General features: G+C 72.9%; 19 protein-coding genes and 1 pseudogene. 11 read left to right on the top strand and 9 right to left on the bottom strand.

Going from position 1 to position 21,315, the window contains the following annotated elements; genetic code table 11:
* Positions 1 to 36: 36 nt before the first annotated feature.
* Complete coding sequence (locus QP090_RS07315) at positions 37 to 1,209, bottom strand: 8-amino-7-oxononanoate synthase (protein WP_285937743.1); 1,173 nt, start codon at positions 1,207 to 1,209, stop codon at positions 37 to 39.
* Between the two features lie 75 nt (positions 1,210 to 1,284).
* Here QP090_RS07315 and QP090_RS07310 point away from each other — a divergent pair, with 75 nt between their 5' ends.
* A complete protein-coding gene (locus tag QP090_RS07310; RefSeq protein WP_285937742.1) occupies positions 1,285 to 3,009 on the top strand; it encodes a sensor histidine kinase in 1,725 nt (574 codons plus the stop codon).
* Positions 3,010 to 3,244: 235 nt separating this feature from the next.
* Here QP090_RS07310 and QP090_RS07305 read toward each other — a convergent pair whose 3' ends face one another.
* Both QP090_RS07305 and QP090_RS07300 read right to left on the bottom strand, forming a co-directional pair.
* The gene (locus QP090_RS07305; protein ID WP_285937741.1) at positions 3,245 to 3,511 is read right to left on the bottom strand and encodes a WhiB family transcriptional regulator; all 267 of its coding nucleotides are present in this window, start codon (positions 3,509 to 3,511) and stop codon (positions 3,245 to 3,247) included.
* Positions 3,512 to 3,808: 297 nt separating this feature from the next.
* The gene (locus QP090_RS07300; RefSeq protein ID WP_285937740.1) at positions 3,809 to 4,750 is read right to left on the bottom strand and encodes a diacylglycerol/lipid kinase family protein; all 942 of its coding nucleotides are present in this window, start codon (positions 4,748 to 4,750) and stop codon (positions 3,809 to 3,811) included.
* A 58-nt stretch (positions 4,751 to 4,808) separates the two neighbouring features.
* On the opposite strand from QP090_RS07300, the gene QP090_RS07295 reads away from it, so the two are divergent.
* Entirely contained in the window at positions 4,809 to 5,306 is a 498-nt protein-coding gene (locus tag QP090_RS07295) for a hypothetical protein (protein ID WP_285937739.1), read from the top strand.
* A 63-nt stretch (positions 5,307 to 5,369) separates the two neighbouring features.
* Here QP090_RS07295 and QP090_RS07290 read toward each other — a convergent pair whose 3' ends face one another.
* From QP090_RS07290 to QP090_RS07280, 3 genes are all read right to left on the bottom strand, one after another.
* On the bottom strand, positions 5,370 to 6,188 hold the full coding sequence (locus QP090_RS07290) for an RNA polymerase sigma factor SigF (RefSeq protein ID WP_285937737.1): 819 nt from the start codon (positions 6,186 to 6,188) through the stop codon (positions 5,370 to 5,372).
* Positions 6,185 to 6,613 (bottom strand): ATP-binding protein, encoded by a 429-nt coding sequence (locus tag QP090_RS07285; RefSeq protein ID WP_285937736.1) that lies wholly within the window; start codon positions 6,611 to 6,613, stop codon positions 6,185 to 6,187. The genes QP090_RS07290 and QP090_RS07285 overlap by 4 nt, the downstream gene beginning before the upstream one ends.
* A gap of 144 nt (positions 6,614 to 6,757) precedes the next feature.
* Positions 6,758 to 7,786, bottom strand: a complete 1,029-nt coding sequence (locus QP090_RS07280) for a sugar kinase (protein ID WP_285937735.1) — start codon at positions 7,784 to 7,786, stop codon at positions 6,758 to 6,760.
* Positions 7,787 to 7,915: 129 nt separating this feature from the next.
* Between QP090_RS07280 and QP090_RS07275 the strand changes: the two genes are divergently transcribed.
* From QP090_RS07275 to QP090_RS07235, 9 genes are all read left to right on the top strand, one after another.
* Positions 7,916 to 8,713, top strand: a complete 798-nt coding sequence (locus tag QP090_RS07275; protein WP_285937734.1) for an SDR family NAD(P)-dependent oxidoreductase — start codon at positions 7,916 to 7,918, stop codon at positions 8,711 to 8,713.
* A 97-nt stretch (positions 8,714 to 8,810) separates the two neighbouring features.
* Entirely contained in the window at positions 8,811 to 10,052 is a 1,242-nt protein-coding gene (locus QP090_RS07270) for a DUF5005 domain-containing protein (protein WP_285937733.1), read from the top strand.
* 9 nt (positions 10,053 to 10,061) lie between these two features.
* The gene (locus QP090_RS07265; RefSeq protein ID WP_285937732.1) at positions 10,062 to 10,991 is read left to right on the top strand and encodes an alpha/beta hydrolase; all 930 of its coding nucleotides are present in this window, start codon (positions 10,062 to 10,064) and stop codon (positions 10,989 to 10,991) included.
* Between the two features lie 39 nt (positions 10,992 to 11,030).
* A complete protein-coding gene (locus QP090_RS07260; protein WP_285937731.1) occupies positions 11,031 to 11,729 on the top strand; it encodes a FadR/GntR family transcriptional regulator in 699 nt (232 codons plus the stop codon).
* 181 nt (positions 11,730 to 11,910) lie between these two features.
* Positions 11,911 to 13,188, top strand: a complete 1,278-nt coding sequence (locus tag QP090_RS07255) for an ABC transporter substrate-binding protein (protein WP_285937730.1) — start codon at positions 11,911 to 11,913, stop codon at positions 13,186 to 13,188.
* Positions 13,189 to 13,195: 7 nt separating this feature from the next.
* A complete protein-coding gene (locus QP090_RS07250; RefSeq protein WP_285937729.1) occupies positions 13,196 to 14,146 on the top strand; it encodes a carbohydrate ABC transporter permease in 951 nt (316 codons plus the stop codon).
* A complete protein-coding gene (locus tag QP090_RS07245) occupies positions 14,146 to 14,979 on the top strand; it encodes a carbohydrate ABC transporter permease (protein ID WP_285937728.1) in 834 nt (277 codons plus the stop codon). Before QP090_RS07250 ends, QP090_RS07245 begins: the two co-directional genes overlap by 1 nt.
* A 31-nt stretch (positions 14,980 to 15,010) precedes the next feature.
* Positions 15,011 to 18,214 carry a glycoside hydrolase family 38 N-terminal domain-containing protein gene (locus QP090_RS07240; protein ID WP_285937727.1) on the top strand — a complete coding sequence of 1,068 codons (3,204 nt, stop codon included), beginning with the start codon at positions 15,011 to 15,013 and terminating at the stop codon, positions 18,212 to 18,214.
* Between the two features lie 13 nt (positions 18,215 to 18,227).
* Positions 18,228 to 19,466, top strand: coding sequence for an enolase C-terminal domain-like protein (locus tag QP090_RS07235; protein ID WP_285937726.1), 1,239 nt, complete (start codon positions 18,228 to 18,230; stop codon positions 19,464 to 19,466).
* A gap of 60 nt (positions 19,467 to 19,526) precedes the next feature.
* On the opposite strand, the gene QP090_RS07230 is transcribed toward QP090_RS07235, so the two are convergent.
* From QP090_RS07230 to QP090_RS07225, 3 genes and pseudogenes are all read right to left on the bottom strand, one after another.
* Positions 19,527 to 20,708 carry a CU044_5270 family protein gene (locus QP090_RS07230; RefSeq protein WP_285937725.1) on the bottom strand — a complete coding sequence of 394 codons (1,182 nt, stop codon included), beginning with the start codon at positions 20,706 to 20,708 and terminating at the stop codon, positions 19,527 to 19,529.
* A complete protein-coding gene (locus QP090_RS37615; protein ID WP_432763029.1) occupies positions 20,701 to 20,787 on the bottom strand; it encodes a hypothetical protein in 87 nt (28 codons plus the stop codon). The genes QP090_RS07230 and QP090_RS37615 overlap by 8 nt, the downstream gene beginning before the upstream one ends.
* A 106-nt stretch (positions 20,788 to 20,893) precedes the next feature.
* A pseudogene (locus QP090_RS07225) lies at positions 20,894 to 21,286 on the bottom strand (RNA polymerase sigma factor); the annotation flags it as partial.
* Between the last annotated feature and the right edge of the window lie 29 nt (positions 21,287 to 21,315).

The following is a 21,315-nucleotide window of genomic DNA, read 5'->3' as shown; positions in this document are numbered from 1 at the left end:
GCATCTCCTCACGTTCATCATCGGTTGACCCCGATGTTACGTCTGAAGACTACGGGCGGTAGAGCAGGCCACGTCCGCCAGAGCGGTCTCCAGCATTGTGAGGTCCGCCTCGCTGACCGAGGCGCGCGCGGTGAGGCGCAGGCAGGCCCGTCCCTTGGGGACCGACGGCGGCCGGAAGCAGCCGACGCGGACGCCATGGTCAGCACAGATCCCGGCGGCGCGGACCGCCGCGGCCGGTTCGCCGAGGTACACCGGGACGACGGCCGCGGCGGGGACGGCGGTCTCCAGTCCGGATCCGGCCGCCAGCGCGGCCATCCGCCGGGCCCGCTCGCGGGCGCGGGCGGGCAGCGCGGGATCGGTCTCCAGGATGCCGAGCGCGGCGAGGGCCGCGCCCGCCGCGGGCGGGTTGAGGCCGGTGTCGAAGATGAACGCGCGGCCGGTGTCGACCAGCGCGCCGATCACTTCGGGGGCGCCGAGGACCGCGCCGCCCTGGGCGCCCAGCGACTTGGACAGGGTGAGGGTGAGGACGACGTCCGGCTCGCCGGCGAGGCCCGCGGCGTGCGCGGCGCCCCGGCCGCCGTCGCCGACGACGCCGAGCGCGTGCGCCTCGTCGACGACCAGCAGGGCGCGGTGCGCGCGGGCGGCGCGGTGCAGCCCGGCGAGGGGCGCCAGGTCGCCGTCCACGGAGAAGACGGCGTCGGTGACGACCAGGGCGTGTTCTTCGTCACGGCCGGCCAGTGCCCGCTCGGCGGCGGCGGCGTCCCGGTGCGGGACGATCACCACCCGGGCCCGCGACAGCCGGCAGGCGTCCACGATCGAAGCGTGGTTGACCTGGTCGGACACCACCAGCGTGCCGGGCCCCGCCAGGGTGGCGACGGCGCCGAGGTTGGCCAGGAAGCCGGACGAGAAGACCAGCCCGGCGGCGCTGCCGGTGAACGCGGCCAGCCGTCGGTCGAGCTCGGCGTGCAGCTCGGTGGTGCCGGTGACCAGACGGGACCCGGTCGAGCCGGTGCCCCACTCCCGGGCCGCCGCCACGGCGCCGTCGATCAGCCGCGGGTCGCGGGCGAGCCCCAGATAGTCGTTGGACGCCAGATCGACCAGCCCGTCGTGGTCGCTGCCGCGGGGGCGCAGCGTGCGCCGCAGTCCCGCGTCGGCGCGGCGCGCGGCCGCGTCCCGGAACCTGGCCAGTGCGTCCTGTCCTGCGGTCATGCGGGCATCCTGCCAGCCCGGGGACGCGCGGGGGACGGAGGGAGGGCACGAAATCGGATGGGCGATGATGGTCGCGTGCCTACCTTGACCGATCTGGTCCGCGACCACACCGACCTCACCGACACCGACCTGGAGTGGTTGCACGCCCTGGTCTCGGACTGGCAGCTCCTGGCCGACCTCTCCTTCGCCGACCTGCTGTTGTGGGTGCCGCTGCGGCCCGGCGACGACCCGTCCCCCGGCGGCGCGGGCGGCGCGGGCGGTGCGGGGGACGTCGGGGTGGACACGAGCGCGACCGTGCCGGGGTGGGTGGCGATCGCGCAGATGCGCCCGACCACCGGGCCGACGGCCTACTCGGGCGACCTGGTCGGGAAGGTGGTGCGCACCGGGCGGCGCGGGCTGATCGACGTCGCGTGGCGGGAGCAGCGCATCGTCCGGGAGGGCGACCCGGAGTGGGGCAGCGGCATCCCGGTGCGGGAGGAGTCCATCCCGGTGCGGCGCGGCGACAAGGTGCTCGGCGTGATCCAGCGCAGCACCAACCTCAGCTCCGCCCGGACGCCGAGCCGGCTGGAGCTGACCTACCTCCAGAGCGCCAGCGACCTCGCGCAGATGATCTCCGAGGGACGCTTCCCGGCGCCGGGGGAGGAGCCCAACCTCGTCCGCTCGCCGCGGGTGGGCGACGGGCTGATCCGGCTCGACCGGCCGGGACGGGTGACCTACGCCAGCCCGAACGCGCAGTCGGCGTTCCGGCGGCTCGGCTACCCGACCGACCTGGTCGGGGAGTCGCTCGGCCTGGTCACCACCGAGCTGTGCGACACCGGCGAACCGCTGGAGGAGGCGCTGAGCGTGATCCTCAGCGGCCGGGCGCCGCGCGAGGTGGAGGTCGAGGCGCACGGGTCGATCATGCAGCTCCGCACGATCCCGCTGGTGGTGGGCGATGACCGGATCGGCGCCATCGTGCTGTGCCGCGACGTCACCGAGCTGCGGTGGCGGGACCGGGAGCTGATGACCAAGGACGCCACCATCCGGGAGATCCACCACCGGGTGAAGAACAACCTCCAGACGGTGGCGGCGCTGCTGAGGCTCCAGGCCCGGCGGCTGCGGATCCCGGAGGGGCGGGCGGCGCTGGACGAGGCGGTGCGCCGGGTCGGGTCCATCGCGATCGTGCACGAGACGCTGTCGCTCACCCCGGACGAGCTGATCGACTTCGACGACATCGCGGACCGGGTGATCACGATGGCGGGCGAGGTGTCCACCCCGGAGACGCGGGTCACGCCGAAGCGGACCGGGAGCTTCGGGGTGCTGCCCGCCGAGATCGCGACGCCGCTGGCGATGGCGCTCACCGAACTCCTCCAGAACGCGCTGGAGCACGGCCTGTCGAACCGGTTCGGGACGCTGGAGGTGGTGGCGTGGCGCTACGGCGATGGCCGCGCGGCGCACGATCCGGCGGTCGTGGACGTGTGGGGGGAGTGGCCGGGCGGCGCCGCGGAGGGGCCGAACCGTCCGCCGGAGGGGCCGGGCGGGTCGGGCCTGGCCGATCCGGCGGGTCCCGCGGGCCCGGCGTCCCGGCCCGAGGAGGCGGGCAAGCGGCTGGTCGCGGTCGTGGTGGACGACGGGGTGGGGCTGCCCGCCGACTTCGACGTGGAGAGCAGCAACAGCCTCGGCCTCCAGATCGTCCGGACGCTGATCGTGGGCGAGCTGGGCGGACGGCTGGACTTCCGCGCCCGGTCGGGCGGCGGCACCGAGGTCGTGGTGGACGTCCCGCTCGACCAGCACCACCGTCCGGGCCCGCCCGCCCGCTGATCCGCCGTCGCCGTCGCCATCGGGCCGGGCGGGCCGGGTGGTCGCCCGGTGCGGTCGTGCCGGCGCGGTGTCCGGTCGGGCGGGCATGACAAGCGCCCGTGGCGAAGGCCACGGGCGCTTGATGTCAGGTCGCGCGGGTGGTGCGCTGCTGCTCTCCGGCCGTTGGGTTCGGAGGCGGTACCACGTCCGCGGAACGGGCCGCCGGGTGCGGCGGCGGTGGTGTGCCGGAGCCGGGTCAGGCTCCGGCAGCCGCGTTGGCGCGGGCGCGGGCACGGGCGGTGCGGCGCTTGAGGGCGCGGCGCTCGTCCTCGCCCATCGCGCCCCAGACGCCCGAGTCCTGGCCGGACTCCAGCGCCCAGCGTAGGCACGCGTCGTTCACGTCACAGCGCCTGCATACTTGCTTGGCCTCTTCGATCTGTAGGATCGCGGGCCCGGTGTTTCCGATCGGAAAGAACAACTCGGGGTCCACGTCACGGCAGGCTGCGCGGTGGCGCCAGTCCATGCGGTCCACTCCTCTGTCAGCGTGGCGGAGAAACTCCACTTGTGAACGGTTTCACATGTCGCGAACACCCCGAGCCTGATCGGGCTCGGTCACGGGGGTGATGTGGGGTTCGGCGGCGCTGCGATCAGAGGGCCGGCGGCGTTGGGGCCCCTGTCGGCTGGCGCACTTTGAGCGTGTCAGGGGGGTGTGGCCAGGCGCAAGACCCTCGAGAAGGGATTCTCAAAGTATGGGTGTCGCATGTGTCACATCAGTGGGTCGGGCCTGTTGCTTTGTTGATAACAGGTGGTGCGCACGTCCTCAGATGACAATGCGCACGGCCTTGGGCACCGCCCGGAAGGTGATCGAATCCTCTTCACCAAGGTAGTCGCCGTCCAGTTGAAAAGCCACTGGGCGGTCGGCGCGCAAAGTGAACTCGGCCGCGTCGTGCGCGTTGAGGACATGCTCACCCTGGACCGGACGGGTCCGCGCGACCAGCATCTGGGTGAGCGCGCCCAGGGTCGGGGCGAGCCCGAGGGAACGCATCCCGAACACGTCCAGGCCGTCGTTGAATCCGGCCAGCGGGCTCGGATTCAACGGCAGCGGGCCAAGGTAGGTCCAGGGTGTGGCATTGGACACGAAGGCGAGGAACAGGCCCGTTCTGGTCGGGCGTCCGGGCGCCTCCAGCGTCAATGCGGGACGGCGCCGATCGGTGCCCGAGAAGAAATGCCGGACCGCCGTCCGCACATAGAGTGACGGGTCGGCCCTGGATCCTCGATGCCGGTGCCGTTCCACCTCGCGCACGACCTCGGCGTCCAATCCGACTCCGGCGCAGAAGGTGAAATAGCGCGGCGGCGCGCCGGCGTGCTCGGCGGTGCCGAGCCCCACGGTGCGGTGCCGGCCGGCGCGCAGCGCGCTCAGCACCACCCGGGTCGCGCCGACCGGGTCGTTGGGCAGGCCGAGCGCGCGGGCGAACACGTTGGCGCTGCCGCTCGGCAGCACCGCCAGCGCCGGCAGCTCGGGGGAGGGGCCCTGGGCGAGCAGGCCGTTGACCGCCTCGTTCACGGTGCCGTCGCCGCCGAGGGCCACCACGACGTCGTAGCCCTCGTCGGCGGCCCGCCGGGCCAGCTCGGTCGCGTGGCCGCGGTGGCCGGTCTCGGCGACCAGGAGGTCGAGGTCGCCGGTGAAGGCCCGGACCAGGAGGTCACGGGCCCGCCGAGAGGTCGAGGTCGCCTTGGGATTGGCGATGAGCATGGCGCGCACGGCGCCAGCGTATCCATGGTGGCCGCGTTCCCCGCGCGGGCGAGTAGGGTTTCGGGTTGTGTCCAAGCGTTCCAGCACCGTGCTCGCCGCCGCCGCCCTCGAGGCCGCGGAGGGAGTGGCCGCCGTCGGATTCGGCGGCTACGTCGGCGTGGAGACGGCCATCGGCTCGGCCGTCGATCCCGTGAGCGCCATCGGGGTGACCGTGCTGGCCCTGGCCGGCGGGATCGGGATGCTGGCCTGCGCCCGCGGCCTGCTGCGCGGGCAGCAGGGCAGCCGCGCGCCCACGGTGCTGACCCAGCTCTTCGCGCTGCCGGTGGCCTGGTCGCTGTGGCAGAGCGATCAGGCGTTCACCGCGATCCCGCTCGGTGTGGTCGCCGCGCTGACCCTGGTGCTGGTGCTCAGCCCGCCCAGCACCGCGTGGCTGGTGCACGGAGGCGAGGACGACGGCCCGGACGACGAGGACGGCGCTCCCGCGGACGGCGGCCCGGACGACGACGGAGCCGGCTCGGCCAAGGGCTCGGGCTCGGGCCAAGGGCTCGGCCAAGAGCGCGGCTAAGGCTCCGGCGAGGGCACCGGGCCGGGATCGGATGACCGGACGCCCCGCGGAGGGGCGCCGGGATCACTCGTCGGCGGTGAGGCCCTCGCGGAGCTGCGCGAGCGTGCGGGCCAGCAGCCGGGACACGTGCATCTGGGAGATGCCGAGCTCGGCGGCGATCTGCGACTGGGTCATGTTGCCGAAGAACCGGAGCAGGAGGATCTTCTTCTCCCGCGCGGGCAGCTTCTCCAGCAGCGGCTTGAGGGACTCGCGGTACTCCACGCCCTCCAGCGACTCGTCGATCATGCCGAGCGAGTCGGCCACCGCGGGCGCGTCCTCGTCACCGGAGTCGGGGGCGTCCAGCGACACCGTGGAGTAGGCGTTCGCGGACTCCAGGCCCTCGAGCACCTCCTCCTCGGTCATCTGGAGGTGCGCGGCGAGCTCGCTGACGGTGGGCGCGCGGCCCTCGCGCTGGGCCAGGTCGCTGATCGCCTTGGTCAGCGACAGCTTCAGCTCCTGGAGCCGGCGCGGTACCCGGACCGCCCAGCCCTTGTCGCGGAAGTGCCGCTTGATCTCGCCGACGATGGTGGGCGTGGCGTAGGTCGAGAACTCCACGCCGCGGCCGAGGTCGAACCGGTCGATCGACTTGATCAGCCCGATGGTGGCGACCTGGATCAGGTCGTCGAGCCACTCGCCGCGGTTGCGGAACCGGCGGGCGAGGTACTCCACCAGCGGCAGGTGCAGCTCGACCAGCTGGTCGCGGATGCGCTGGCGCTCGGCGTCGCCCTCGGGCAGCTCGGCGAGGCGCACGAACAGCGCGCGGGCCCGGGCGCGGTCGGGGACCGCGCTGTCGGACCGCTCGTTGCTCGCGCCCGAGCCCGCGATCGTCGTTTTCTCCGTCACGGGGCCCCCGCCGCGCCGCGTCGCTTCTGGAGCGTCACGGTGACCCTGTCGTCGGCGCCCACTTGGGCGTCGACCTCGCCGGCCAGGGACGACAGGACGGTCCAGGCGAAGGTGTCGCGGCTGGGCTCCATGCCGTCCACGGTCAGCACCGACACCGAGATGCGCATGGCCTCTCCGGTCAGCTCGAACTCGCAGGTCAGATCGGTCCCGGGGACCGCCTGGGCGAGCAGCATGGCGCACGCCTCGTCCACCGCTATGCGGAGGTCCTCGATCTCGTCCAGCGTGAAGTCCAGTCTGGCCGCCAGCCCCGCCGTGGCGGTCCGCAGGACGGACAGATAGGCGCTCGCGGCGGGCAACCTCACGGTCACCACGTCACGAACGGACAACTTGGTACTGGACGGCATTGCAGCGGTTTCCTCGGTCACGTCACTCCCTCGCAGGATGGTCCCGCACCTTTGAAACTACCGCCTGCGGAGGCCCTCGCGAGACTTCGCCGCGCGTGGCTTCTCACCAATGTCCGTGGCGAGCTGACCGAAAGCCCATCAAACGTCGTACGGCGGAGAAAATCGTCACCCTTCCCGTGTGGCGGGTACCACCGCGGGAGTGGCGGAGAGCCGGTCTCCGGGGGGCAGCAGCGCCCCGCGGTGCCCGATGACACGGGCGGCGAGGCAGGCCGCGGCCTCCGCCGCCCCGCGCGGGCGGGCGCCGCCGAGCCGGGCCGCGAGGTACCCGCCGTTGAACGCGTCGCCCGCCGCCGTGGTGTCGACGACCCGGACCCCGGGGACGGCCGGAACCTCCACCAGCCCGCCCGCGCCGGGGCCGTCAGGACCCGGATCGTCCGCGCCGTCCGGGCTTGCGATCACGCAGCCGCGCGCGCCGAGCTTGATCACGATCTCGGCGACGCCGGCGGCGCGCAGCCGGCGGGCCGTGTCGGCGGCGGTCGCGTCGCCGAACACGGCGCGGTCGTCGGCCAGGGTCGGCAGGGCGATGTCGGTGCGGGCGAGCACGGCGGACATGGCCCGCGCCGCCGCCGCGGGCGAGGGCCAGCCGGCCGGGCGGTAGTTGCCGTCGAAGGAGACCAGGCCGCCCCGGCGGCGGGTCTCGTCCAGCACGTCCAGGAGCCGCTCACGGGCCGCGTCGCCGAGGATCGACAGGGTGATCCCGGACAGGTGCACCAGGTCGGACGCGGCGACGGCGGCGTCGATCCCGGCCCCGTGCTCTGGGCCGAACAGGCCGCGCGCCGCCGACTGCGACCGGTAGTAGTGGAAGGTCCGCTCGCCGTGGTCGTCGGTGCGGATCAGGTAGAGCCCGGCCTGCCCGCCCGTCCGGACCCGGGTGAGCGCCGCGCCGACCCCGTGCGCGGCCCAGGACGCCCGCATCCGGTCGCTGTAGGGGTCGTCGCCGGTGATCGTCACGAACTGCGCGTCGACCCGGCCCGGTGCGGCGCTCCGGGCCAGGTAGGCGGCGGTGTTGAGGACGTCGCCCGCGTAGCCGACCGCCAGCCGGTCGGACGCGACGTGGCTCAGTTCGATCATGCATTCGCCGATGAGCGCGACCCGGGCCGGTCCGGGCCTGCCGAGCGTTTCCAGGGCGGCCATGGGCGCTCTCCTCTCGCCGGGGTTCCTGGGGAACGGGGATCGAATGCAGGAGACGATACATCTAGACAGCAAGTGATCTGATGACTAAGACTGCGGGGGCGAGCCCGGGGTCCGCGGGGGAGGAGAGCGATGAGCGAGTTCGAGGGCAGGGTCGCCCTGGTCACCGGGGGGTCGCTCGGCATCGGCCGGGCCGTGGTCGAGCGGCTGGCCGGGGACGGCGCCGCGGTGGTGTTCTGCGGGATCGAGGACGACGCCGTCCGCGCGGCGCAGGACGCGTCGCGGAGCGCCGGCCACGAGGTCACCGGGGTGGTCGCCGACGTGACCGACGCCGCGCAGGCGCGCGGTCTGGTCGCGGAGGCCGTCTCCCGGTACGGGGGCCTGGACGTGGTGGCGACCTGCGCGGGCGTCCAGCGGTACGGGACCGTCGAGGACACCTCCGAGGAGGTGTGGGACGAGGTCCTGGACGTCAATCTCAAGGGCGTCTTCCTCACCTGCCGGGCCGCGGTGCCCGAGCTGCGCCGGCGCGGCGGCGGCACGATCGTCACCATGTCGTCGGTGCAGGCGTTCGTGTCGCAGGCGCGGGTCGCCGCCTACAGCGCCAGCAAGGCCGCGATCAACGCGCTGACCCGGTCGATGGCGCTCGACCACGCCGCCGACGGGATCCGCGCCAACGCGGTGTGCCCGGGGTCGGTCGACACCCCCATGCTGCGCTGGGCCGCCGACCTGTTCCGCGGCGAGACCTCCCAGGACGCGCAGGTCGCCGAGTGGGGCCGGGCCCATCCGCTCGGACGGGTGGCGACCGCTGCCGAGGTTGCCGAGGTGGTGGCCTTCCTCGCCGGACCGCGCTCGTCGTTCGTCACCGGGGCCGAGCACCGCGTGGACGGCGGCCTGCTCGCCCGCAACCCGGCCGCCCTCCCCGAGGTCTAGCGCCCCGACCGCCGAGCCGTCGGCAACTCCCGTACACCCGTCCCAACGCCTGTTCCACGCCTGTTCCCACACCCGTTCCCCCTGACCGGAGGTTCGCATGCAGGAATCCGCCCCCTCCCACCCCCGCCCGTCCAGGCGGCTCGGCGCCGCGGTCGCGGTGGCGGCGCTGGCCGCCGGGGTCGCCGTCCTCCCGGCCGCCGCGCGGGCCGACGCGCCCCGCGCCGCCGGGCCCGTCTGCGCGGGCGAGCCGGCGCCCGTGTTCGGCGCCGCAAAGCCGGACGGCGCCGAGAACGCCAAGTTCACCGCCTACGGCAACGACAACACCCGGCTGGACGACTGGACGGGCGCCGACACCACCTACTCCCTCAAGCTGTCCGACGGCCGTACCGTGTTCGCCTACTCCGACACCTTCCTCGGCAAGGTCGACGCCGACGGGTCGCGGCCGGTCGTCACCGACGAGGGCGGGACGACGCCGTTCCTCAACAACTCCTTCGTGGTCGAGGGGACGGACGGGTCGCTCAGCACCGTCCACCGGGGACCGGCGTCCGACCCGGTCGAGCCGATGCCGCCCTCGCAGGCGGCCCACTGGTACTGGGCGGGCGACCTGACCGAGAGCGGCGGCGAGGTGCAGCAGTTCTACCGCGAGTACTACGACCCGGACCCCGGCAACAACGACCCGTGGGACCTGCGGTGGAAGCGCAACGTCCTCGCGCGCTTCGCGCCCGGCTCCATGGCGGCCCCGACCGAGGTGCGGGACGCCCCGTCGGTCACGGGCGTCCAGTGGGGGTCGGCGCTGCTCAAGGACGGCGGCCACACCTATGTCTACGGGACCGAGGACTTCACCGACCCCGAGACGAAGGTCAACACCAAGTACCTGCACGTCGCCCGGGTGAAGGGCACCGACCTGCGCGGCGCCTGGAGCTACCGGACCGCCGCCGGGTGGTCGGCGACGGAGGCCGACTCGGCGCGGCTGATGAGCGGGGTGTCCAACGAGTTCAGCGTCACCAGGCGCGGCTCGCACTACATCCTGATCACCCAGGACACCAAGGAGTACGTCAGCACCGAGATCGACGCGTACCTGTCGTGCTCGGCGGCGGGCCCGTTCACCGGCGAGCGGACCGTCTACAACACGCCCGAGACCGGCGCGTCCGGCACGTACGGGAACGCGGACGTCTACACCTACAACGCTCACGCGCACGCCTCGCTGAGCGGCGCGAACACCCTGGTGGTGTCGTACAACGTCAACTCGCTCGACAAGACCGAGGGCGAGGAGAACGACAACTACACCGATGTCAGCATCTACCGCGCGCGGTTCGTCGACGTGCCCGTGACCGGCTGACGCGCCGCCGTGGATCCGGAACTGCGCGCCGCGATCGCGGGCCTGCCCTACGTCGGCCTGGCCGATCCGCGTGCCGCCCGCGCCGCCATGCGCGAGCTGGTGGCCGTGCTGGTGGAGCCGGCGGCGGACGGCCGCGTGGAGGTCACGGGCCGGGAGGTCCCGGGCCCGCCCGGAGCGCCGCCCGTCCCGGTGCGCGTCTACCGGCCGCGGCGGGCCCGGCGTCCGGCGCCGGTGCTCGTGTACTTCCACGGTGGCGGGTTCGTCACCGGCGACCTGGAGAACGAGCACCGGCGCTGCCTGGACGTCGCCGCCGAGGAGGGGATCGCGGTGGTGTCGGCCGAGTACCGGCTCGCGCCCGAGCATCCCTTCCCGGCGGGTTTCGACGACTGCTATGCCGTGACGTGCTGGACGCATCGGCACGCGGCGGAGTTCGGCGGTGACCCGGCGCGGATCGCGGTCGGCGGCGGCAGCGCCGGCGGCGCGCTCGCGGCCGGGGTCGCGCTGCGGGCGCGGGACGAGGACGGGCCGCCGCTGGCGTTCCAGCTCCTCCTCTACCCGGTGCTCGACGACCGCATGGACACGCCGTCGATGCGGGCGTACACCGAGCCGCCCCTGTTCAACCGGACGGACGTGACGCACATGTGGCGGCACTACCTGGGCGGTCTCGCGGAGGCGCCGCCCTATGCGGCGCCGGCCCGCGCGGCCGACCTGTCCGGCCTGCCGCCCGCGTACGTGCTCGCCGCCGAAGCCGATCCGCTGCGCGACGAGGACCTCGCCTACGCGCTGCGCCTCATCGCGGCCGGGGTGCCGACCGAGCTGCGGCACGTGCCGGGCGTCTATCACGGCTTCGACGGCGTGACCTCGGCGGAGGTGGCGCGGCGCGCGCTCGCGGAGCAGCGCGCGGTGCTGCGCCGGGCCCTGGACAGCGTCGTAGACTAAGTGATTAGATGATTTTACTTCTTCTGGAGTGAGGTGGCGATGTCCCAGGATGTGGCCCGGCCCAGCCTTTCGGACGCTCTGACCGAGCGGATGCTGGAGCTGATCAGGTCGGGCGGCCTGCGCCCCGGTGACCGGCTGCCGTCGGCGCGGGAGCTCTCGCAGCGGTTCGCGGTGACCACGCCGACCCTGCGCGAGGCGCTGCGCCGGCTGGAGGCCACCGGCGCCGTCCAGCTCCGGCACGGCTCGGGCATCTATGTGGGCACCGACCTGGAACGGGTGGTGATCCCCAACCCGAACGTCCGGGAGCTCGACACCGACCGGCTGCTGGACCTGCTGGACGCCCGGCTGCTGATCGAGCCGCCGCTGGCCGCGCGGGCCGCCCGCCGGTCCGAGCCCGCCGTCCTCGACCGGCTCCGCGCGGTCCTGGACGACGCGGCCCGGCACCTCACCGTCGACGACGACGGGCTGCACGAGGCCAGCATGGCCTTCCACCGGGAGGCCGCCGCCGCGGCGGGCAACTCGGTCCTGGACGAGGTCATCGACTCGCTGCTGTCGGTGCACGGCTCCGAACAGCGCGAGATACAGCGGATCTTCGATGACCGCCGCCGCGACTTCGAGGAGCACCGGGCGATCCTCGGTGCGATCGAGCGCGGCGACGGCGACGCGGCCGAGGGGCTCATGCGGGACCACCTCGCCGTGGTCAAGCACGTGATCGAGGAACGTCTCGACCGGGCCTGACCCGCCTCCCGCCTCCAGCCCCTCAACTCAACCGACGCACTCGACGCACCGACGCACTCGACACACCGACGCACCGGCCGCTCAGGTCAGGCGCGCGGCGACCCCCCGCCGCGGGCCCCCTTCAACGACCCCTCCAACACCGATCTCTCTGGGCACCCACCCCCCCGACAAGGAGGCCCACATGTTGTCGTCGAAGCCAATGCGGGTGACCGCACTCACCATGGGCGCGCTGCTCATCGCCACAGGCTGCGGGTCCGGCGGCGACTCGGGCGGGAAGAAGTCCGAGCTCAGGCTGTACAACGACAAGGGCGCCTGGAAGCCCTTCTTCCAGCAGATGGGCGTCCTGTCCAAGCAGCAGACCGGGCTCGGCGTCACGCCGGTGGGCTACACCGACGAGCCGACGTACACGGCCTTCATCAAGACCTCGTTCCGCACCAAGGTCAAGCCGGACCTGTTCACCTGGTCCACCGGGGGACGGCTCAAGGAGATCGTCGACCAGAAGCAGGTGTCGGACACCTCGGCGATCTGGGCGGAGGGCGTCAAGAACGGCGACCTGTCGCCGAGCCTCCAGAAGTACTACACCGTCGGCGGCAAGCAGTACTGCGTCCCGCTGAACACCGCCTACTGGGGCATGTTCTACAACAAGAAGATCTTCGCGAAGTACGGCCTCAAGCCGCCCACCAGCTGGGACGGCCTGATCAAGATCGCCGACACGCTGAAGGCCAAGGGCCAGGTGCCCTTCCACCACACCTCGCCGACCTCGCTGTTCTCCTTCGCCTGGTTCGAGCAGATCCTGGCCGGCACCGACCCTGACCTGTACGACCGGCTCTCCACCGGGCAGGCGTCCTACACCGACCCGGGCGTCGTCGCGGCGATGGAGCGCTGGAAGTCGATGATCCAGGCCGGGTACTTCAACACCCCCGGCGACAAGGCCGACCCGGCCGACCACTTCAAGTCCGGCAAGGCCGCCATGGTCCTGAACGGCACCTGGTTCAACACCTCCATGACCCAGCGCGGGCTCAAGCAGGGCGAGGACTACGGGTTCTTCTTCGTCCCGAACGCTAACCCGGCGCTGCCGAAGACCTCGCTGGTCTTCGAGAGCGGGCCGCTCTGCTCGCTGCGCAAGGCCCCCGACACCGCCGCCAGCACCAAGTTCCTCAACTGGTGGGTCACACCCGCCGCGCAGGAGAAGTGGGCCAACGCGCGCGGCGACGTGTCCGGCAACCCGCGGGTGAAGGTCGCCGACCCCGAGCTCGACCGCGTCACCAAGGAGGCGGCGAAGGAGGAGAGGAACCGGCTCGTCCCGCGCTACTTCGAGGCCGCGCCGCCGCCGGTGCTCACCGAGGCGCTGAGCGGGTTCGACGGGTTCCTCGGCAAGCCCGACACCTACATGAAGGTGCTCCAGGACATCCAGAAGGTGAACGCGGAGTACTGGAAGTCGCACAAGGCCGGAAGCTGAGCGGCGCATGACGACCCCCACGGTCCTCCCGGACCGCGCGGTGGCCGCCGCCGGGGCCGCGGCGAGCCCCGGAGGCCCCGGCCGGCCGGGCCGCTTCGCGCTGTTCGGACGCCTCCGCTACCTGTACATCTCGCCGGCCGTGGTGTTCGTCGCGGTCCTGCTCTACCTGCCGTTCGTCTGGACGGCGTACCTGAGCCTGACCACCTACGACGGGCTCGGCTCGGCGGAGTTCACCGGGCTCGACAACTACGTCCGGATGTTCCACGACGAGGCGCTGCTGACCTCGATCCGCAACACGCTGCTGTGGGTGGTGGGCACGACCGTCCTGCCGGTCGGCCTCGGCCTGCTCGTCGCGGTCCTGTCCTACGACCTCAAGGGCGGCGGCTGGTTCCGGCTGCCGTTCTTGCTGCCGTACGCGATGTCCGGCGCGGGGCTCGGCCTGATCTGGGGCTTCATCCTCCAGCCGGACGGCATGGCCAACCAGGTGCTGACCTTCTTCGGGATGCCCGGCGGGGACACCGAGTTCCTCCAGGACGGCCCGCGCAACACGATCGCGATGATCGTGGTGTGGGCGTGGCAGCAGCTCGGCGTGAACATGCTGCTGTTCGTGGTCGGACTCCAGTCGATCCCGCGGGCGCCGATCGAGGCCGCCCGGATCGACGGGGCGTCCGGCTGGCGGATGTTCCGGCACGTCATCTGGCCGTTGATGCGCCCCCTCACCACGGTGGTGTTCGGGCTGGCCCTGGTGGCGAGCCTGAAGACCTTCGACATCGTCTGGGTGATGACCCAGGGCGGGCCAGGCCGCACCTCCGAGACCCTCGCGGTGACGATGTACCGCGACGTGTTCGTGGCCGACGACTACGGCTACGGCTCGGCGGTCGCGGTGCTGCTGACCACCATCACGGGCCTGGCGTCCTACGTCTACCTGCGCCGCCAGGCCGGCCGGGAGGAGGGCTGATGCGCGCGCGGAGGCTGAACGGGACGGTGCGCCGCGGCGTGCTGGTCGTGCTGGGGCTGGCGTGGCTGTTCCCCACCTACCTGATCGTCGCGAACGCGGTCCGCCCGGCGACCGAGTACGACGCGACCGACGCGGTACGGCCGCCGACCTCGATGGGGCTGTTCGACAACATCTCCGAGGCGTGGGAGCGGACCGCCGTCGGGCAGACGCTGTTCAGCACGGCGCTGTACGCGGTGGTCGCGCCGCTGCTGGCGGTGCTGGTGGGCGCGCTGGCCGGGTACGCGATCGTGGTGCTGCGGCTCAGGCACGGCTTCGCCTGGTTCGTGGTGATCTTCGCGGGCACCGTGGTGCCGTTCCAGATGCTGCTGGTCCCGCTGTTCATCGGCTACAGCAAGGTGTCGCTGTACGACAACCGGCTCGGCCTGATCCTGGTCTACACGGCGATCAACGTGCCGCTGGCCGCGCTGGTGATGCGCAACTTCTTCGGCAACATGGCCGTCTCGATCTACGAGGCGGCCCGGATGGACGGCGCGTCCACCTTCCGCATCTTCTGGCGGATCTACGTGCCGCTGTCGGCCTCGGCCCTCGCCGCGGTGTTCATCCTGGAGTTCACCTACGTCTGGAACGACCTGCTGTTCGGGCTGACGCTGTCGCAGACCGAGACCGTCCGGCCGGTGTGGGCGGAGCTGTCCGCGCTCACCACCGACGTGTACGCCGGGACGCCCGTGCCGATCGCGCTGGCCGCCGGGCTGGTGGTCTCGCTGCCGACGGTGGTGCTGTTCCTGGCGACCCAGCGGCTGTTCACCCGCGGGCTCACGCTCGCGCAGTTCTGACGATCATTCGAGAAGGGGGAGACGGCCTCAGATGACGAGTCGTCTGTTGCAGGCGAGCCTCGGCTCGCCCGACTATGACGGGATCCGCGACGCCCTGCGCCGCGACACCTCCACCGAGGTGCTCGCGGTGCGCGGGCTCGCGGTCCGCGCCGCCGTCCTGCCGCTGTTCAAGCGGGACGCGGCCGGGGACCTGGCCCAGGCCGTCCGGATCACCGTGACGGGCGACGGGGCGGCCGGCCTGGACCTGGCCCTGCGGGACGGCGACGGCGAGCCCGTCGCCTCCGGCACGGTCCCGGCTGGCCCGGACGCCGCGGCGGGCGCCGGACGCACCGTCACGCTGCTGGTCCCCGAGGTGGACGGCCCGCGCCGGTTCACCCTGGAGGTGCGCGACGGCGACGGCCTCGTCGGCGCCGCGCCGCTGGAGGTCACCCCGCAGCGCAAGTGGAGCGTCTTCGTCGTCCACCACTCGCACCTCGACATCGGCTACACCGACACGCAGGGCACCGTCCTGCGGCACCACCTCGACTACCTTGATGCCGCGCTGCGGCTGGCCCGGGAGACCGACGGGCGGCCGGACGACGCGCGGTTCCGCTGGTCGGTGGAGTCGTCGATGCCCGTGCTGCAATGGCTGGCGACCCGTCCCCGCGAGCTGGTCGGCGAGTTCGCCGAGCGGGCCCGCGCGGGCGACATCGAGGTCACCGCGTTCCCGATGCAGCTGCACACCGAGGCGTGCTCGACCGAGGAGCTGTACCGGCAGCTCCGCTTCGTCGACGACCTGCGGCGCCGGCACGGCATCGAGGTCCGCTCGGCGATGCACACCGACATCCCGGGCGCGGTCGTCGGCGTGGTCGACGCGCTCAACGCCGCCGGGGTGCGGTACCTGGCCGCCGCGCACAACTGGGCCGGACGGTCGGTGCCCTACATCACCGGCGGCGACAAGCTCGGCCGCCCGTTCCGCTGGCGCTCGCCCGGCGGCGGCGAGCTGATCGTGTGGTTCACCGACACCCCGCACGGCATGGCCTACATGGAGGGCAACACCGTCGGCCTCGTCGACGGCTACGACCTCGCCGAGGACCTGCTGCCCCGCTACCTCGGGTCGCTCGCCGACCGCCCCTACCCGTACGGGCCGGGCACGTTCGGCTGGTACGCGGCCCCCGGGCAGGTCGGCGCCGCCAAGGACCCCGACGTGCTGGACGCCGTCCACCTGCGGGTGCAGGGCGCGCACGCCGACAATGCCGGACCGTCGATCGTGCCCGCCGACATCGCGCTGCGCTGGAACCGGACCTGGGCCTACCCGCGGCTGCGGACGGCCACCAACGCCGAGTTCTTCGAGCACGTCGAGGAGCACCACGCCGACCGGCTCCAGACCCACGAGGGCGACTGGACCGACTGGTGGGCCGACGGGCTCGGCTCCGGCGCCCGGCCGCTCGGCCACGTCCGCCGCGCGCAGAACATCCTGCGGTCCGCCGAGACCCTGCACGCCCTGGCCGACGGCCGCGGCGGCGAGGGCGGCGGCGCCGAGGCCGCGCTCGACGCGGCCTACGACCGGGCCGCGCTGTTCGACGAGCACACCTGGGGCGCCGCCAACCCCTGGGAGGACGCGGAGGAGGGCGGCGACTCCGGCGGCCTCCAGTGGACCCGCAAGTCGCAGGTCGGCTACCAGGCCCACGACGACGCCCTCGACCTGCTCCAGTCGGGCGCCCAGCGGCTCGGCGCGACGTTCGAGCCCTGCTCCGATCCGGACGCGCTGGCCTCGTTCGTCGTGGTCAACCCGGGCACGGCCGCCCGCACCGACGTCGTGCGGGCCTTTCTGCCGCGCGACGTGGTCGCCTCCGATGTGCCGATCCAGCTGATCGACGCGCGCACGGGCGACCCCGTCCCGCACCGGGAGGAGGAGGTCGACCCGGACGTGTGGCCGACCCGCCCGATCGGCCGGCACCTGGACGCGGTCCTGCCCGCCCTGGCCGGCCACGGCTACACCCGGCTCGACGTCCTCCCCGCGGACGAGGACACCCCCGCGCCCGCGCCCACCGACCTCGGCTCGGACGGGACGATCGAGAACGAGTTCTACCGCGTCGTGTTCGACCTGAAGGAGGGCCACCTCGCCTCGGTGTTCGACAAGACCGCCGGGCGCGAGCTGGTGAACGGCGACGCCGTCGCCGGGTTCGGGCAGTACGTCTACGACCGGTACGCGACGGCGCCGCACCACAACCACCTGTCCGGGCACATGCTCGTCCACGACACCACCCTGCTCGGCGACCGCGCCATCGGCACGCACGCCACCGTCGCGCGCTGCGAGCGCACCCCGGCGGGGGAGCGGTTGGTGGTGGAGTTGCGCGGCAAGGGCGTCGACTGGCTGCGGGTGACCCTCGACCTGTACGCCGGCGTGCCCCGCCTGGACCTGCGCTACCAGCTCGGCAAGCAGCCGACCGCGGGCAAGGAGGCGGTGTTCTTCGCCTTCCCGTTCGCGGTGGACGGGCCGCCCGCCGCGTGGGAGCTGACCGGCGGCGTCGGCGGTACCGGCGTGCCGAGCGTGCCGGGCTCGGCCGAGCACATGCGCCCGATCCGGCACTGGGTCGCGTTCGAGGACCCGGAGCTGACCGTGGCGTGGGCGACGCTGGAGGCCCCGCTCGTCCAGTTCGGCTCCATCCACATGCCGTACGCGCCGTTCCCGCCCACGCTGGAGAACGAGGACGGCACCGTCTACTCGTGGGCGCTCAACAACATCTGGGACACCAACTTCCCGTCCCAGCAGCAGGGCGAGACGACGTTCCGCTACGCGATCGCGTCGGGTCCCGGCGGGCGGCCGGGGCATCGCCTCGGCGCGGCGACGGCGGCCGGGCTCACCGATCCGTTCGTGGCGACCCTGGCGACCGGCGGAGCGGCCGGGGACGGGGCGGCCGGGAGCGGCGGGGCCGGGGGCGGCGTGCGCACGGCCGAGCCGCTGGCCCCGGGCGAGCCCGTCGAGATGGCGGGGAGGTTCCTCACGGTCGACGACCCGGACGTGCTGATCACCTCGGTCGGACGTCCCCGGCACGGCAAGGACGGCCTGGTCGTCCGGCTCCAGTCGCTCGCCGCCGGCCCGGTGGAGACCGGGCTCCGGGTGCCCGGCGCGGTGACCGCCACCGTCACCGCGGGCCTGGAGCGGGACGCGCGCGACCTGCCGGTCCGGGACGGGACCATCACGGTGCGGCTGCCCGCCCGCGGGATCGCCGCCGTCACCATCCAGCGCTGAGGACGAACACACCATGAAGATCACCGGTATCCGGGCCACCACGGTCGCCGTGCCCCTGGAGGCGCCGCTGCTGCACAGCAACGGCGCGCACTGGGGCCGGTTCGTCCGGACGATCGTGGAGGTCGAGGCCGACAACGGGCTGGTCGGCCTCGGCGAGATGGGCGGCGGCGGGGAGGGCTCCGAGGCGGCGTTCCAGGCGCTGGCCCCCTACCTGGAGGGGCACGACCCGTTCGAGCTGGAGGCGCTCCGCTTCAAGATCGCCAACCCGACCGCCAGCCTCTACAACAACCGCACCCAGGTCCTCGCCGCGATCGAGTTCGCCTGCCTGGACCTGATCGGCAAGCACCTCGGCGTGCCCGTGCACGACCTGCTCGGCGGGCGGATCCGCGACAGCGTCCCGTTCGCGTCCTACTTGTTCTTCCGCCCGCCCGGCCCCGGCGGGACGGTGCCGGAGGTGCGCACGCCCGAGCAGCTCGTCGAGCACGCCCGCGCGCTCAAGCGGCGGCACGGGTTCACCGTGCACAAGCTCAAGGGCGGGGTGTTCCCGCCCGAGCACGAGCTGGAGTGCTACCGGGCGCTCGCCGCCGCGTTCCCCGGCGACCGGCTCCGCTACGACCCGAACGCGGTGCTCAGCCTGGACGAGGGGCTGCGCTTCGGGAAGGCGATCGAGGACCTCGACAACGACTACCTGGAGGACCCCGTCCTCGGGCTGGAGGGGCTGCGCGCGATCCGGGAGCGCGTCAACGTCCCGCTCGCCACCAACACCGTCGTGGTCAACTTCGAGCAGCTCGCCGCCAACGTGCTGCGCCGCGCCGCCGACGTGGTCCTGCTCGACACCACGTTCTGGGGCGGGATCCGGGCGTGCGTGAAGGCGGCCGGGGTCTGCGAGACGTTCCAGCTCGGCGTGGCCGTGCACTCGTCCGGCGAGCTGGGCATCCAGCTCGCGACCATGCTGCACCTCGGCGCGGTCCTGCCCAACCTCACCTACTCCGCCGACGCGCACTACCACCACCTGGCGGACGACGTGATCGAGGGCGGGCCCCTGCCGTACGAGGACGGCCGCATCGCCGTCCCGTCCGGCCCCGGCCTGGGCGTCACCCTCGACCGCGGGAAGCTCGCCGAGTACGCCGAGCTGTTCAAGGAGCTGGGCGGCTACCCCTACGACCGTGACCCGGGCCGCCCCGGCTGGTACCCGATCGTCCCGAACGAGCGCTGGGCCGACGCGGAGTCACCGCTGGCGCCCATCGGCTGACGCCGCCTGACGCCGGAGGCCGGCCCCGCACCTGCGGGGCCGGCCCAGGTGCCGGACGGGTCAGCTCGGCTTCTTGTCGGTCCACTCCGTGACTTCGTAGGCCTCATACGCGACCATCTCGCCGGGCTTGTGGAACCGGTCGGGCATGTCCTTGACCTCAAGGCTGCGCGGCTTGCCGTCGTCCCCGGGCGGGAGCTTCTTGGAGCCGTGCGGCGGCGTCATCACCAGGTCCCGGGTGGCCAGCAGCAGACCGCTGGCAGGGTCGATGATCCACTGCCGCCGGTACGTGCCGAGCTGCTTGGGTGCGGTGTAGATGCCGAGGGGCGTGGTCGAGCCCACCGGGAGGGACACCACCGTTCCGGTGCGTCCCAGCGGATCGGTCCCCGTGCCCTCAGTCTTGAGGCCGGGCAGGCCGGCGAGCATCCGGAACGCCGCCGCCCGCACCTTCGGCGGGGAGGGCGCCTCGGCCAGCAGGGAGCTGGCCACGTCGCTCAGGGCCCGGTTGAGCTGTGTGCCCTTCAGGTTCCGCATCGGCGCGTTCTCGCGCTTCGGGGCGAACGCCTTCCAATCGCCCTTGAGGTCCAGCAGGTAGTTCTCCAGCGCCTTGGCATCGGTCGGCAGTGCCGCCACCTGCTGCGGAGTCAGGCCGAAGTACCGCCAATCGGTGTCCGGCCGGAAGCCGGTGAGCGACTTCCGCGGGGGCATCGGGTTCATGAACACGACGCCGTCCCCCCCGTCGACCGGGACCGTCACTTCCTTGGGAGAGCCGGCGGCCTCCCACTTCCGCTCGTCCTCGGCGGTCAGCGGGCGGCCGCCATCCGACATGTTGCTGGCCCGATTGCCCTGCTTGTCGGTCCAGGCCTGGTACCGCACCTGCGAGTCGACCTTGTAATGGTTCGCCTTGGTGCCGACCCCGTCGATGTGCCCGGCGATGTAGCTGGTGTGCCAGTACGCGCCATCCGGCGCCTTCTGCGCGTTCGTGGCGGCCACCAGCAGCGCGTTGCCCAGCACCGGCGTCTCACCGGTGGACGGCTTCCCGTCCGAGGTCATGGAGATGGCGGCCACCGACCCGCCGACCACGGCGGCCGTCGCCGCCACGCTCACCATCGAGATCTTGAGGCCGCGCCGGGACCGCCGCGCGGGCGCGGGCCGCCGCCAGTTGGTGCGCAGGGCGAGCCGGTCGGGGTTCTCCTGCTCGGCCAGCGTGGTCCGCATCCCCCGCAGGGCGTCGAGTTCATCCATCGTTCTTCTCCTCGGGAAGGGCCTTGCGGAGCTTGGCCCGGGTGCGGTGGATCTTGGCCTTGACGGTGCCGAGCGGCAGGTTCAGCGCCGTCGCGATCTCGGCGTAGGAGAACTCGGCCCCAGGCGAAGAGCAGCAGCGCGTTCCGGTCCTTGGCGCTCAGCCCGGCGAGCGCCTTGGCGAGCGCGGGTCCGAGCGCCGCCGCTGACGCGCGCTCACTGGCGGCGTCGGCGAGGCCGTCCTCGGCGGGGTCCACTCCGGTCCGGGCGAACGCCCGGTACATCCGGGACTCCTGCCGGTGGTGCCTGGCGATCAGGTTGCTGGCGATGCCCCACAACCACGCGCCGAACTCCGAGCGCCCGTCGAAGGTGTCCCGCCGCCGGAACGCGATCGCGAACGCCTCCGACACGAGGTCATCGGCCAGGGGAGGCCCGAGCCGCCGCTTGAGGTAGGCGTGCAGGCGCGGCGAATGCCGGCGGAACAGCTCCCCGAACGCCTCGGGGTCCTCCAGGGAGGCCGCGACGATCGACGCGTCGTCCAGGTCCTCCCTGGGAAGGCTCACCACTCTGGCCGTTGCCATGGATGGGTGTGTCCCTTCATGGGTGCTTC

It is taken from the genome of Actinomadura xylanilytica (assembly GCF_030283145.1).
GTDB lineage: Bacteria > Actinomycetota > Actinomycetes > Streptosporangiales > Streptosporangiaceae > Spirillospora > Spirillospora xylanilytica.
The sequence above is the reverse complement of the archived record's forward strand: the minus strand, read 5'-3'. Positions and strand labels throughout refer to the sequence as shown.

Bases quoted from the DNA above. Each gene is read 5' to 3' on its own strand.
- QP090_RS07280 (WP_285937735.1), bottom strand. From the start codon at position 7,786: ATGGCCGCCCTGGAAACGCTCGGCAGGCCCGGACCGGCCCGGGTCGCG.
- QP090_RS07240 (WP_285937727.1), top strand. From the start codon at position 15,011: ATGACGAGTCGTCTGTTGCAGGCGAGCCTCGGCTCGCCCGACTATGAC.
- QP090_RS07255 (WP_285937730.1), top strand. From the start codon at position 11,911: ATGTTGTCGTCGAAGCCAATGCGGGTGACCGCACTCACCATGGGCGCG.
- QP090_RS07270 (WP_285937733.1), top strand. From the start codon at position 8,811: ATGCAGGAATCCGCCCCCTCCCACCCCCGCCCGTCCAGGCGGCTCGGC.
- QP090_RS07230 (WP_285937725.1), bottom strand. From the start codon at position 20,708: ATGGATGAACTCGACGCCCTGCGGGGGATGCGGACCACGCTGGCCGAG.
- QP090_RS07275 (WP_285937734.1), top strand. From the start codon at position 7,916: ATGAGCGAGTTCGAGGGCAGGGTCGCCCTGGTCACCGGGGGGTCGCTC.
- QP090_RS07315 (WP_285937743.1), bottom strand. From the start codon at position 1,209: ATGACCGCAGGACAGGACGCACTGGCCAGGTTCCGGGACGCGGCCGCG.
- QP090_RS07305 (WP_285937741.1), bottom strand. From the start codon at position 3,511: ATGGACTGGCGCCACCGCGCAGCCTGCCGTGACGTGGACCCCGAGTTG.
- QP090_RS07235 (WP_285937726.1), top strand. From the start codon at position 18,228: ATGAAGATCACCGGTATCCGGGCCACCACGGTCGCCGTGCCCCTGGAG.
- QP090_RS07245 (WP_285937728.1), top strand. From the start codon at position 14,146: ATGCGCGCGCGGAGGCTGAACGGGACGGTGCGCCGCGGCGTGCTGGTC.
- QP090_RS07250 (WP_285937729.1), top strand. From the start codon at position 13,196: ATGACGACCCCCACGGTCCTCCCGGACCGCGCGGTGGCCGCCGCCGGG.
- QP090_RS07260 (WP_285937731.1), top strand. From the start codon at position 11,031: ATGTCCCAGGATGTGGCCCGGCCCAGCCTTTCGGACGCTCTGACCGAG.